General features: G+C 67.1%; 10 protein-coding genes. 5 read left to right on the plus strand and 5 right to left on the minus strand.

The window, feature by feature from the left end; translation table 11 throughout:
• The first annotated feature begins 656 nt into the window (after positions 1 to 656).
• From GA615_RS18505 to GA615_RS18520, 4 genes are all read left to right on the plus strand, one after another.
• Entirely contained in the window at positions 657 to 1,343 is a 687-nt protein-coding gene (locus tag GA615_RS18505; RefSeq protein ID WP_152052808.1) for a hypothetical protein, read from the plus strand.
• A gap of 958 nt (positions 1,344 to 2,301) precedes the next feature.
• Entirely contained in the window at positions 2,302 to 3,684 is a 1,383-nt protein-coding gene (locus GA615_RS18510; protein ID WP_161602415.1) for a sensor histidine kinase, read from the plus strand.
• Positions 3,681 to 5,111 carry a sigma-54-dependent transcriptional regulator gene (locus GA615_RS18515; RefSeq protein WP_152052810.1) on the plus strand — a complete coding sequence of 477 codons (1,431 nt, stop codon included), beginning with the start codon at positions 3,681 to 3,683 and terminating at the stop codon, positions 5,109 to 5,111. The genes GA615_RS18510 and GA615_RS18515 overlap by 4 nt, the downstream gene beginning before the upstream one ends.
• A 174-nt stretch (positions 5,112 to 5,285) precedes the next feature.
• Positions 5,286 to 5,963 (plus strand): NAD(P)-dependent oxidoreductase, encoded by a 678-nt coding sequence (locus tag GA615_RS18520; protein WP_152052811.1) that lies wholly within the window; start codon positions 5,286 to 5,288, stop codon positions 5,961 to 5,963.
• 210 nt (positions 5,964 to 6,173) lie between these two features.
• On the opposite strand, the gene GA615_RS18525 is transcribed toward GA615_RS18520, so the two are convergent.
• From GA615_RS18525 to hpnC, 4 genes are all read right to left on the minus strand, one after another.
• Positions 6,174 to 6,845, minus strand: a complete 672-nt coding sequence (locus GA615_RS18525; protein WP_152052812.1) for an adenylate kinase family protein — start codon at positions 6,843 to 6,845, stop codon at positions 6,174 to 6,176.
• A 159-nt stretch (positions 6,846 to 7,004) separates the two neighbouring features.
• On the minus strand, positions 7,005 to 8,543 hold the full coding sequence (gene hpnE / locus GA615_RS18530; RefSeq protein WP_235905543.1) for a hydroxysqualene dehydroxylase HpnE: 1,539 nt from the start codon (positions 8,541 to 8,543) through the stop codon (positions 7,005 to 7,007).
• Positions 8,540 to 9,436 carry a phytoene/squalene synthase family protein gene (locus tag GA615_RS18535; RefSeq protein WP_152052813.1) on the minus strand — a complete coding sequence of 299 codons (897 nt, stop codon included), beginning with the start codon at positions 9,434 to 9,436 and terminating at the stop codon, positions 8,540 to 8,542. The genes hpnE and GA615_RS18535 overlap by 4 nt, the downstream gene beginning before the upstream one ends.
• Positions 9,433 to 10,449: a squalene synthase HpnC gene (hpnC, locus tag GA615_RS18540; RefSeq protein ID WP_152052814.1), complete on the minus strand. Its 1,017-nt coding sequence runs from the start codon at positions 10,447 to 10,449 to the stop codon at positions 9,433 to 9,435. The genes GA615_RS18535 and hpnC overlap by 4 nt, the downstream gene beginning before the upstream one ends.
• Before the next feature lie 502 nt (positions 10,450 to 10,951).
• On the opposite strand from hpnC, the gene GA615_RS18545 reads away from it, so the two are divergent.
• Complete coding sequence (locus GA615_RS18545; RefSeq protein WP_152052815.1) at positions 10,952 to 11,800, plus strand: carbon-nitrogen hydrolase family protein; 849 nt, start codon at positions 10,952 to 10,954, stop codon at positions 11,798 to 11,800.
• Between the two features lie 56 nt (positions 11,801 to 11,856).
• On the opposite strand, the gene GA615_RS18550 is transcribed toward GA615_RS18545, so the two are convergent.
• The gene (locus tag GA615_RS18550; RefSeq protein ID WP_152052816.1) at positions 11,857 to 13,140 is read right to left on the minus strand and encodes a Gfo/Idh/MocA family protein; all 1,284 of its coding nucleotides are present in this window, start codon (positions 13,138 to 13,140) and stop codon (positions 11,857 to 11,859) included.
• Between the last annotated feature and the right edge of the window lie 27 nt (positions 13,141 to 13,167).

Consider the following 13,167-nt stretch of genomic DNA (forward strand, 5'->3'; position numbering starts at 1 on the left):
CTCGGGAGGGGTTTCGGGCATGTCCTTGCTGGTCCAGGAGGCGACGAGCACTTCCATGCGCTGGCGTTCCTCGTCGCAGAGAGGACGCCGGGCGGTCAGGCCGTGGGTGAGGGCGTTGGCGGACGGGTCGGGGTGGCGATCGTGGGTGGGGTGGCTCATGGGAGTCGGTTCGCCTCGATGGGGGTGGTGCGGGCTCTCTGGTGCAGTGCTCGGCGCGAGGGGACGCGGGGCGATCGAGCGCAAGCTCATCCTGAAATCATCGGGGCGAAGGGTGGAATTAAGCACAAATTCCGTGAAAAATCATGGATCGTCGACTTTCCACTCAAAACGGGTGGGTGTTTCCTGGGTGGCCCCGGTGGCTCACCAACCGGGGTCGCGGAGCGACGAGCGGTCTCGGTACGGCCTTCCGTCGCCTCTTGCGGCTGCGCCGCCCCGGTTGACGAGCAACCGGGGCCACCCAGGGCAAAGGGGCGACGCATCATTTTTTACGGGAAGGTCGAGGAGAGTCTTGAGCCACGGATGAAACACGGAGGGGGCGGTCTCGGTGCGGCCTCTTGCGGCTGCGCCGCCCCGGTTGGCGAGCAACCGGGGTCACCCAGGGCCCTCGCTTGAAGCTCGGAGATTGTTCCTGGAGGCCCGCGAAAGGGGCGAGGCGTATGGCACGTTCGTCGTTGTTCTCGCGTCTGCTGCAAGGGCGGTGCAACCGATGGGAGCAATCCCTGGTCGGGGGGCTCGCGGGGCTGGGCTGTGGGCTCCTGCTGGGTGGCTTCTCGATCTGGTCCTCCCCAATACCGCCGGGTTCGGATGCGTTGACCGTCTGGGAAACCGCGCTCGTCGCCGCGGGCATGGGAGCCGTCTTCGGTGGGATTGTGGGAGGGATCGCGAGCGTTGACTCGGGCGAGGGGCACACCTGGGAATCGTTCCCGGAACCCGACGAGGGCCGGGTGAAGGATTGGATCGTTGCCTTTGTCTGGCCCAGGGAGCATGCGTCGCAGGAATCCCTCCGGATGCTCGGCCAAGAACTGGAGGCCTGGCGGGCAGAGAACCCGTTCGTGACGAGGATCATGGGCCTGGAACGGCTCCGGTTGGGGCGCTACCCGATTCCAGATGGTCCGACGCCGTACGTGGACGATCCCGAGGGAGGAGAGCTGATGCCGTGTCCTTGCCCGACCCCCGACGGGATCGGCCTCGAACTCCGCAAGTTGAGCATCGTCGAACCCTGGGTTTATTGCCCGGCGCTGGTCTGGGCCACCGAGGAGCTGGAGAGCAGCAAGGCGATTGCGAGCTTGCGTCGGTCGATCTCGCCCGAACTCGTGTCGGAGATCGGCTACTCGTTCTCCTGATCGGGCCTCATCTCAGAGCGAGGAGGTTCCTGACCGGGTTCGGGATGAAGCGCGGCGCGACGGATTGGGTCGGGACGCACGCAGCGCGGGGACAGCCGGAGGGATGAGTCGCGATCCGAAGGGGTCAGGTCCCCTCTCGAAGGCATCGGCTCGCACACCGCGCTCGGGGGTCGGCGCGAAGGAGGGCGGATCGGCGGCGTCGGCTCGGGAGGGGGGGCGGAGGGAGATCGTCCCGGCGAACATCCACGCCCGAGGCATTCCTGCGCGGCCCGCCGCGGCGTCTTCAGTGAACATCAAGGCTTGTCTCGGCGGGCCGGACCACCGAGGATGGTTGTTCGGCGACGGAGGATGATCGGAGGTCGAGTGCGATCGTGGGTGGCATACGCGGTACGCCGAACTGGAGGCTGGGGGCGAATCACTCGGCCGAGCAGTGGCAGAACAGGATGCGGCATCGGGGTTGGACTCACGAGCAAATCGAGGAGGCCATCCGGTCCAGGCAAGGGTTCGCGGTGGCGAATCATCTCAACCCTGCCAACGGGGCGACCCGCTCCGTTCACCCGACCACAGGCCGGTCCGTCGTCCTCGACGACACGACCGGCGAAGTGATCCCCGTCGGAGAAGATGGCTTTGTCTCCTAACTCAATCCCAATCGATGTTCCCTTGCTGAATGAGGGGACGGATGTCTTGAGGCCCACCACGGGTCGCTTCGTGGGGCCGGATATCATCCGCGTCGAAGCCACCAACGACTACGACCCCGATGTTGAGGAGTGGGAGTTCCCGCCCGGGAGCGAGGTGCGATGTCTCGCGGAATTCCGAGGTGGACGGCAAATCCTTGTTGCTCGGTCGCGGGCGCTCGCGTCGTCGCACACCGTCTAACAGCTCTCATCCCCTCTGTGATCAAGAGCGCACCCGTGGCAGGGGGAAGGGGGCTTTCCTGGAGCAGTTGAGGGCCTGGTGGTTGCGACGGTCCATTCGAAGTCAGATTTTGATTCCGCTGGTGGTGATCCAGGCGCTGGCGACCTGTGCCACGACGCTGGCGACCGCGGCCCTGGCGGCGAGGCGAAGCGAACGGCAGGTGATCGACCGGCTCGACGGGGTGGTGGAGGCGCTCGGGAGGGCGAACTTTCCCTATACGGAGGGGGTGCTGGCCCGGATGAGGGGGCTGTCCGGGGCGGAGTTCATCGCCTACGGGGCCGATGGGCAGGCCGCGGCATCGAGCCTGGCGGGACTGGGCAGGACTCCCCCGCCGCTGAGTGACTTTGATGGGACGGCGCGCTTGAAATCGCTTGGCGAGGCGCCGACGGTCCTCCTGGGAGGGGTTCGCTACTTCGCGGTGGTGCTGCCGGCCTCGGGACGACCGCCGTCGGAGTCGCTTCTGGTGCTTTATCCCGAGACCAGTTGGAGGCAGGCCAGGCGGGAGGCAGCGACGCCGCCGCTGTTGCTCGGGGGCGGGGCACTGGCGATCATGGTCGGGGTTTCCGGATGGATCGTCCACCGCATCACCGATCGGATTCAAGGGGTCGAGCGGCGGGTCGCCCGGATCGCCGAAGGGGACTTCGAGCGGCTCGATCCGGGAGACGAGCAGGACGAGATCGGCGACCTTGAGCGCTCGATCGACGCGATGTGCCTGCAACTGGCGAACATGAGGTGGACGATTCGGCAGTCCGAACGGGCTCGCCTGCTGGCCCAGCTCGGGGCGGGGCTGGCTCATCAGATGAGAAATGCGCTGACCGGAACCCGGATGAGCGTTCAGCTCCACGCCCGGCGCTGCCCCGGCCCGCCGGGGGATCGGAGCCTGGATGTTGCCCTGAAGCAACTGACGATGATCGAGGAACAGGTCAAGGGGCTCCTTTCGCTCGGCCGGGTCGAGGATCGACCTCCATCGGCGTGCGACGTCGGGCAGGTTCTCGGAGAGGTCGCGCTGCTGGTTGGCTCGGCGGGGGAACACGCGAAGGTGGCCGTTGAGGTTCGGATCGATCGGGGTGAGCTTCAGGTGATGGCGGAGGAATCGGCGCTTCGGGCGGCGGTGCTGAACCTGGCCTTGAATGCGATTGAGGCCGCGGGAGGAGGCGGGAGCGTGCGTCTGGAGACCGTTCGGGACGGTGGGATGGCGGTCGTTGAGGTTGTTGACACCGGGCCGGGTCCGCCGCCGGATCTGGCTGGCGTGATCTTCGAGCCCTTCGCCACGAGCAAGCCCGAGGGGGTCGGCCTGGGGCTTGCGCTCGCTCGGCACGTTGCTGATCGGTACGGTGGGACGCTCGCGTGGGACCGGGTCGGCGGCGAAACACGCTTCCGCCTGGCGATGCCTCGGGTGGGTGTGGCTGGAGAGGAGGACGCATGAGCCGGGTCCTGATCGTCGATGACGAGGCGAGCATCTGTTTCGCGTTCCGCGAGTTCCTCGTCGACGAGGGGCATCGGGTGGACGTGGCCGCCTCGGCCGAGGAAGGTTTGACGATCGCCGAGGACACCCCGCCCGATGCGGTCGTGCTCGACGTTCGATTGCCGGGAATCGACGGCCTGACGGCCCTCGCGGAGTTCCGGAAACGCATTGGACCGGCGCCGGTGGTGGTCATCACCGCCTTCGGAGACCTCGACACGGCCGTTCGGGCGATGGAAGGGGGGGCCTTCGAGTACCTGGTCAAGCCGTTCGACCTCGACCAGGCGGGGGAGGTGATCCGGCGCGCCCTGAGCTGGGAGCGCGGCGAGGATCGGCCCGTCGAGGAGGCGCCGGGAGGGGGATCGGAGGCGTTGATCGGGTCGTCTCCGGTGATGCAGGATCTGTTCAAGCGGATTGCGCTCGTTGCTCCGACCGAGGTTCCGGTCTTGATTACAGGAGAAAGCGGGACCGGCAAGGAGCTGGTGGCTCGGGCCATCCACCGGCACAGCGCGCGACGAGCCGGCCCGTTCCTGCCGATCTGCCTGGCGGCCCTGAGCCCGGGGCTGGTCGAGCGGGAGCTGTTTGGACACCTGAAGGGGTCGTTTACCGGTGCGGATCAGGACCGCAAGGGGCTGTTCGAACTTGGCTCGGGGGGAACCGTGCTGCTGGACGAGATCGGCGACGTGCCGATGGGCCTTCAGGTGAAGCTGCTCCGGGCGATCGAACAGCGCGAGGTGACGCCCGTCGGCGATGCAAGACCCCGACCGACGAATCTGCGGGTACTGGCCGCGACGAATCGGCCGCTCGGCGATCTCATGGCGGCCGGCCAGTTCCGGGAGGACCTGTTCTTCCGGCTCAGTGTCTTTCACCTGCACTTGCCGCCGCTCCGCGACCGTCGCGAAGATATTCCGGCCCTGGCGGAACACTTTCTCAGGATGGCCCGCACCTCGACCACCGCCGACCTCCGCTTCACCGAGGAGGTTCTGGCCGAACTCCGCGCGCGGCCCTGGGTGGGGAACATCCGAGAGCTGCGCAACGCCGTCGAACACGCGGCCATCGTCTCGCGGGGCCAGCCGATCCGGCCCGAGCATCTGCCCCCGGCCATGACCGGGTCGGGGCAGACCGCCCCGGCGCCGGTTGATGAGCTGGTGCCGCGGCACCTGGCCGAATGGGCGGCTCAGGAGGCAACGCGACTTCGCGATCATCCGGGTGAGGCGGCCCTGTATGATCGCTTTCTGGAACTGTCCGAGCCGGCCGTGCTTCAGGCCGTGCTGCGGGCCTGCCAGGGCAATCGGGCTCGAGCCGCCCAGGTGCTCGGCATCCACCGGGCGACGCTTCGCCAGAAGCTGAACAGGTACGCCATCTCGACCGACCGCGAACGCGATGCTTGATTGAACGGCAAAGGTCTCCGCGATTCGGCCCGCTTGTCGATCGGGCGAAGATGACGGCCGCCCGGGGCCGGCACTGCGGTGGAAGGAGACCGGAGAGGTCGTCTCGTGGGCCGATCGGTGGTAAGATCGTCGCACCGCGCTGATCGTTTCGGATGTCACGAAAAGATTGAACTAATGAAAATTTGTATTGTTGGTGCTTCGGGAAAACTTGGCCAGTACATGATTCAGCATGCGTTGGACCGCGGCGATGAGGTTGTTGGCGTGTGCCGCGCGGAGAGTGTGGGAAAACTCGATGCCTTCAAGGACCGAATCACCGTGGTGCCTGGAGCAACGAATGATCGCGAGGTGATCAGGAAGGCGGTTTCAGAATGTGATGGAGTGCTTGCGGTTCTGGTTCCCTGGGGGGTGCAGCAGTACGCAACGGGAACCGCTCAGGCGGTTTTGGACTACGCACGCCCCGGAGCCCGCCTGGTCTTCTCGTGCGGATGGCACATCACACGCGATGGTCGTGACGTGTACTCGTGGAGATTCAAGACACTTCTGAAACTCTTTGGATGGATTGCCCGCCTGACGCGATTTGCGGACCTGAACGATCAAGTTGAGGCCTGCCGCCGCATCTTTGCAAGCGAAACGCGCTGGACGGTGGTCCGCGGAAGCGACCTTGAAGAAGGGGAGAGCGAGGGCTTGCCGGTCTGGAGTCGCCACGTGGGCGATCCGGTGCTCCAGAGCAACATCACGCGGCGCGTCGATTTTGCGTTGTTCATGGTCGCCGCGCTCTCGAACGACGAACTGATCCACGAAGCACCGGCCATTGTCAGTTGCAAATCCCCCTCGGCCCTGGCAAATGCCTGAGCGGCCGAAGCCGACGTCGCATGGCAGCGGCCGCTTCAGTGCTCGCGTGGGCTCGGATGTCACAGGCGCACGATCGACGGGCCGTGCCAGGAGCCGAGGGGCCTGACAGGGTTCGAGAGGAGGCGAGGCGAGGCGCGGAGGATCGAGCACGAGGTCGTCTGCCCGTACCACCCCATCGAGACGAGGGCGGGGGGTACGGGGAGGTGACGGTCAGGGGGCGAGGCCGAGGGCGCGTTCGAGATCGGAGGAGACGGCGTCGAAGGATTGCTCGCCGTTGATAAGAAGGAAGCGGTCGGGGGCGGTGCGGCGGTAGTGGTCGACGACCGGGCCGGTGCGTTCGTCGTAGACGGATTGGCGGACGCGGAGGACCTCGGGGGTGTCGTCGGAGCGGCGGGTGAGGGGGGTGCCGTCGTGGTCGCAGACGCCGTCGGCCTTGGGAGGATTGTTGGTGATGTGATAGGTGGCGCCGCAGGTCGGGCAGACGCGACGCCCGGACATGCGACGGAGGGCCTCGTCGGCAGAGACGGCGATCTCGACGTAACGGTCGATGGTGAAGCCGACGGCCTCTTGCAGGCGATCGAGCAAGGGAACCTGGCCGAGGGTTCGGGGGAAGCCGTCGAACAGGAGGCGATCGTGCCGGAGGGTGGAGAGGTCGCGGGCGAGGACCTCGTAGGCGAGATCGTCGGGCACGAGCTGGCCGGCTTTCAGGAGCGATTCGACCTGCCGGCCGAGCGAGTCCCCCTTGCGGACGGCGTCGCGGAGCAGCGCTCCGGTGCGGACCATGGCGAAGCCGTGGGCCTCGCCGAGACGCTCGGCAACGCTGCTCTTGCCGCTGCCGGGACGGCCAAAGGCGACAACGTGGAGGGGGAAATCAGTGGCCATCGGACCTCAAGGGGAAGGAAACCAGGAGACGATCGGTCCCGACCGGGCATAAGGCCCAGGCATCGGGGGAAACAATCCATTCTAACCGAGAGAGGGTCCCTGAGTCGCCGGATGTTGCGATCGGGCAATTCGGAGGGTTGAATTCGTTGAACGCGGATCTCAGCGCATCGGAGAACGAGCGGGAGCCGTCGTCGTCATCGTTGGAGGAGGAGGGGAGGGGCGGGTCAGGGTGGGAGCCGAGCCCAGCAGCAGGCGAGCCAGCGGGGCCATCGGGAGTTCGGGACGGACCAGGCGCTTCGGTCGGCCGAGATCGGCGAGAATGCCCTCGGCGGCGCGGTAGCCGCTGCGGACAGCCCCTTCCATGGTGGCGGGCCAGCCGGTATCGGTCCAGTCGCCGGCCAGGAACAGGCCATCGACGGTGGTCCGCTGGGGGGGGCGGAGGGCCTCGATGCCGGGTCGGACGGAGAAGGTCGCGCCGTGCTCGGTGACGACCCACCAGCGGGTGAGGGTTGCCTCTCGGGCGTCGGGCCAGATGGAGGCGAGGTCGGCGAGCACGGCGTCTCGGATGGCGTTCTTATCGAGCGGGAGGAGGTCGTAGGCGGCACTGATGACCAGTTGCAAATACTGGCCGCCGCCTTCGGGTTCGCGGCCCTGAATGGCCGAGTGATTAAACACCCACTGAATCAGGCGGCCGACCGTGACGACGTGTTCAAGCTCGGGGGGGCAGACGGGTCGGTCGAACCAGAAGTGAACACCGGTGATGGGGGATGACTCCATCCGGGAAACGGCGTCGAGGCCGGGAATCGTCGCCGAGGCCCCTTCGGGCACGAGTGCATTGACCCGGTCGTACGGGACGGCCAGGACGACGAAATCGGCGGGAAGATGCTCGCCCGATCGAAGCAGGACGCCCGAGGCCGCGCCGTCATCGTCAAAGGTGAGCGATCGGACGCCGGTTTTCAAGCGGATGGAAACCCCTTCGGCGTCGAGCCACTGCTGGAGCCGAAGGCCGTACAGTTCGCCGAGGGGGACGGTCGGGATCTCCATCTGGAATCCGGTTCGATTGCGGAGGAACCCATCCAGGAAGACCTTGCGAGCATGGCCAACGTCCATCTGGTCGAGCCGCTCGTTGAGGGCCGAGACAAGCACGGTGCCCCAGAAGCGTTCGATGGTGCGGTCGGTCTGACCGTGGCGGCGGAGCCAGGCGTCGAACGATTCGCCGGGGCGGTCGCGTTGGGACAGGCGGAGGCAGGCCATGCCGAGGCCGACGCGGAGCTTCTCGGAGAAGGTGAGATAGCGGGCGCGGAGGAAGCTCTCGGTCAGGTGCAGGGGGGCGGGCAAGAGTCCGGCACGGAGGGGAGAGGTGCGCCCTTGCTCGTCGAGGAAGACGACCTCGGGGACGCGGCGGAACAGATCGGCCGTGCCGACTCGCTTGCAGAAGTCGGCAAGATTGGTGCAGCAGGCCATACTGACATGCTGGCAATTGTCGACCTGTTCGGTGGTGGTGGGATCGACAAAGGAGCTGGCGCGGCCGCCGAGGCGGGGGCGGCTTTCGAGCAACGTGAGGTTCAGGCCGCATCGGACCAGGGCCGAGGCAGCGGCCAGGCCGGCCAGACCGCCGCCGACGATGACGACGCGCGGGGGAGTGGGCCGCCAGTCGGGACCGTTGGGGGGAGCGTCGGGGTTCTGGGTCTCGATCACGGGAGCAGACCCTCCGGGCTGGGGACGGGTCGGGCGAGGCGTCCGGTGAGTGCGCCGACGGTGATGGCCGCCTTGCGCCAGGGGGGGAGGGCAACCCGAGCGGCGAGGACGTCGTAATCGCGGCGGGCGATCTCGTCGAGCAGGGCGCGGTAGATGTTGACGATGGCGGCGAGGACGGGACGGCCGACCGGGGCGACGAGGCGAATCAAGGGGCTGGCCTCACGGTAATAGTCGTAGGCGCGGCGGCCTTCGAAGGCCAGGAGTTGCCGGAGGCGGTCGCTCGGAACGGGGGCCTTGAGTTCGTCGGGAGAGACGCCGAAGCGGTCGAGGTCTTCCATCGGCAGATAAACACGGCCCAGTTCGGCGTCTTCGCGGACGTCGCGGAGGATATTGGTCAGTTGCAGGGCGATGCCGCAGGCTTCGGCGAGCTTCTCGGCGCGGCCGCCTTCGGACTGGTATCCCCAGATGTGAATGCAGCAGAGTCCGACGGCCGAGGCGACCCGGTAGCAATAGCCGTGCAAGTCTTGAAAGGTGGAGAAGGGGCGGGGTTCCAGGTCCATCTCGACGCCGTCGATGACCGCGTGGAGGAACCTGGGCGGGATGCCGTGTAGCCGAACCGCGTCGGCCAGGGCGGGGAAGCCGGGCCAGGCGATCGGGTCGCCGTCGAGCGCGCGGTCGAGGGAGGACCGCCAGGAGAGGAGGCTCGATCGCTTGGCGTCGATCGTGCCAGGCTCGTCGGCCAGGTCGTCGGTGTGGCGGAGGAAGGCGTAGAGCGCGCACATCGAGCGGCGGAGGCGGGGAGGGAGCAACAGGAAACTATAATAGAAATTCTTGGCCTCGCGCCGGGAGAGATCGCCACAGAATCGGTAGCTCGCGTCGAGTGCGTCGGTCATGGGCGGGCCTCGGATCGGTCGGCGGAGGAATTGAGGCTGGAAACGGCGTCGGCGTCGGCGTGGGGAGCCTGAGCGCGGGTCGGTAGTCCGTTCCTGGGTGATTTTCCGGAACGAAGCGAGCGAGCGAGGACCGCGCGAAGCAGGAGGCCGAGCTTGGCGAGCTTGCCGACGGTCGGGCGACGGCGGAAGACGTCGAACCTCTGAGCCTCGATGCGGTCGAGAATGGCCAGCCCGCCCCGGGTAAACAGTTCGACATCGACGGCCAGGCGGCCGGGAAGGGCGTCGGCCAGGGGAGCGCCGATTCGGAACAGATCGCGGGTCCGCTCGACCTCGAAGGCGAGCAAGCGGGCGAAGGCGGGGGTGAAGCGGCGGGCGTGCAGGTCGTCGTCGGAGTAGCCGAAGCGCTCGCGGTCCTCGCGGGGGAGGTAGACGCGGCCGATGTCGAGGTCTCGGGAAACGTCTTGCCAGAAGTTGGCCAGTTGCAGGGCGGTGCAGGTGGCGTCGGCCCGTTGAACATTTTCGGGAGTGTGGACTCGGCCGAGGTAAAGGATCAGGTGGCCGACGGGGTTGGCTGATCGGGTGCAGTAGTCGAGCAGTTGGTCATACGAGTCATAATCGGTGATGACCTGATCTTGCTCGAAGGCGGAGATGAGGGCCTCGAAGGGGGTGATGGGAATGGCGAACTCCTCGACCACGTCGCGGAGGGCGATCATGACCGGGTGGCGCGGTGCTCCGTCCTGCATGGCGAGCAGCTCGCCGCGCCACCAGGAGAGCAACTCAGTGGCTCGGGCCCGGTCGCCGACCTCGTCTCCCAGGTCGTCGGACCAGCGGCAGAAGGCGTAAATGGCCTGGAAGGCGGGGACGAGGTGCGGGGGGGTGAGCCAGGTGACGACGCTGAAGTTTTCGTAGTGCGAACTCGTGAGCGCGGCGCAGTAGGCCAGAGCCTCGTCGCGCGAGACGCGGACGGGGGCATCGGGCCCGAACCGGCGGAGATCGTCGGCGAAAGACGGCATCGGCGCGCTCGGAATCGACGAGTGGGGGTGATCGGGGAGTGCTTCATCTTAGCGGAGTGTCGGTCGGGGGACCAGTTCTCCCGGCGGGAAGGGGGGAGGGGAATCGCGTGCAGAGACGCAACGACGCGAGAGAGGAGGGGAGGAGAGCGGAGTCTTTGTCCGATGCCCTTTGGCTTTCTCTTCTCTGCGACTCTGCGGCTCTGCGCCGGGTGGCCCTGGCGGCTCGTCAACCGGGGTCGCAGAGCGACGAGCGGCCTCGGTGCGGCCGCCCGGAGCCTCTCGCGGCTGCGCCGCCCCGGTTGGCGAGCCACCGGGGTCACCCAGGACAACGCGGCGACGCATCATTTTCGGATGGACGGTCTCCTACGGGCGGAGTCGCAAACGCCCCGGAAGAGTCGCCGCTGACCGGTGGCCGAGCGGGGGAAGGCGTGGTAGTGTCCCGAGCGGCGGGAGTTGAGATGATCGGCGGGGGGGATGGGCCGTGAGAAAGGGGAGGCGGGGCATGGAAACCGTGCGCGTGGCCGCGGTGCAGATGGATGTGAAACTGGGGAATCGGGAGGGGAATCTCCGGGCGATCCTCGACCAGATCGCCTCGGCCACCGGGGCAGGGGCGCGGCTGGTCGTCTTCCCCGAATGTGCCCTGAGCGGCTATGTGTTCGAGTCGCGCGACGAGGCAATGATGGCGGCCGAGGCGATCGACGGGCCGAGCCTGGGGGCAATTGCCTCGCGGTGCGCCGAGCGGGGGGTGTTTGCGGTGGTGGGGATGCTGGAGCGGGACGGCGATCGGTTGTTCAATGCGTGTGCCCTGGTCGGGCCGGACGGGCTGGTGGCGTCGTACCGGAAAATTCACCTGCCGTTTTTGGGGGTCGATCGCTTCGTCGATCCGGGAGATCGGCCGTTCGAAGTGGTCGAGGCGGCGGGGCTTCGGCTGGGCATGCACATTTGTTACGACGGCTCATTCCCGGAATCGGGGAGAGTGATGACCTTGCTCGGGGCCGACGTGCTCGTCTGGCCCACGAACTGGCCGACGCGAGCCGAGCCGACCGCCGAGCATTTCCCGATCGTCCGGGCGATGGAGAACGCAGTCTATGTGATGGCCGCGAACCGGGTGGGGACCGAGCGAGGATTTCCGTTCATCGGCCGAAGTTCAATCGTCGATCCGAACGGGCAGGTGCTGGCCCGAGGGGATGAGCAGTGCGAGCAACTCTTGATGGCTGAGATTGACCCAACGCTGGCGCGGACGAAGCGGATTGTCCGCGTGCCGGGCCTGCATGAGATTGACCGGATCGCCGATCGAAGGCCGGAGGTTTACGGGCCAATCATCGAGTCGGCTCAACCTGAGCCGCGATGAGCGAATCCCGCGACCGGAGGTCATCCGGCCGCGGGACGATGGGACATCGTTCAGAATCAGGCGTAGTTGGTGATGCCCGGCTTGGGGACGATGATCTCGGGGCGGGGGCCCCATTCGAGGTTGGTGGGGAAGGTGTCGAGCGGGGAGTTGAGGGCCTCGTCCCAGGTCAGTTCCTTGCCGGTGTAGGCGGAGTCGCGGCCCATGATGGCCATGAGGGTGCTGTGGGCGACGCGCTCAAGCTCGTTGAGGGGCTGTCCTTCGGCGATGGACTTGAGCAGGTTGATATGCTCGTTGACGTAGGGGTTGACCTCTCCTCGGGCGCGGAGGCGCTGGCCGGCGAGGTTGTAGTTGCCGGGCATGAGGTGGGCGGTCCCCTTGTGGCCGACGATGTACTCGGAGACGTCCTTGGCGCAGCCGTCGATCTGGCGGCACATGCTCATGACGTGGCGGCCGTCCTCGAAGGCGTAGTCAACGGCGAAGTGGTCGTACGACTGGCCGAAGCCGGGGTCGGTGTTGACCTGCTGGCCGCCCATGCCGACGCAGGAGGAGGGGACCATGTCGCCGAAGGCCCAGCGGGCGACGTCGAGGTTGTGGACGTGCTGCTCGACGATGTGGTCGCCGCAGAGCCAGAGGAAGTGGTACCAGTTGTGGAGCTGGTAGGCCATGTCGTCCATGCCGGGCTGGCGGGGGCGGACCCAGATGTTCCCCTGGTTCCAGAAGACGCGGGCGGTGATGACGTCGCCGATGGCCTCGCCGGAGCGGATCTTCTCCATCGACTCGATGTAGCCGGTCTGGTGGCGGCGCTGGGTGCCGGCGACGATGGCCAGGCCCTTCTTCTTGGCCTCCTCGGCGGCGGCGAGGACCTTGCGAATGCCGGTGCCGTCGACGGCGACGGGCTTCTCGGTGAAGATGTTCTTGCCGGCCTTGACGGCGGCCTCGATGTGCAAGGGGCGGAAGCCGGGGGGGGTGGCGAGGATGACCAGGTCGCAGGCCTCGATCACGTCCTTGTAGGCGTCGAAGCCGGCAAAGACGCGGTCGGGGCTGACGTCGAACTTCTCGCCGACCTTGGAGTTTTTCGAGAGGCGGTCGGCGGCGAGGTTCGCCTGACCTTCGAAGACGTCGCCCAGGGCGTGGATGGTGACGTTGTGGTCCTGGCCTGCGGCTTCACAGATGTTTTCCGCCGCGCCGGTGCCGCGACCGCCGCAGCCGATGACGCCGACCCGGATCGAGTCGGTCCCCGCGGCGAAGGCATTGGGAACGGCGGCGAGCGAGGCGGTGCCGACGGCGGCGACGGCCGAGTTCCGGAGGAAGTTGCGGCGAGAGGGCTGGGGTCCGGTCATGGCTCGAAGCTCCCGAGACGGGGGACT

The organism is Tautonia marina (assembly GCF_009177065.1).
GTDB lineage: Bacteria > Planctomycetota > Planctomycetia > Isosphaerales > Isosphaeraceae > Tautonia > Tautonia marina.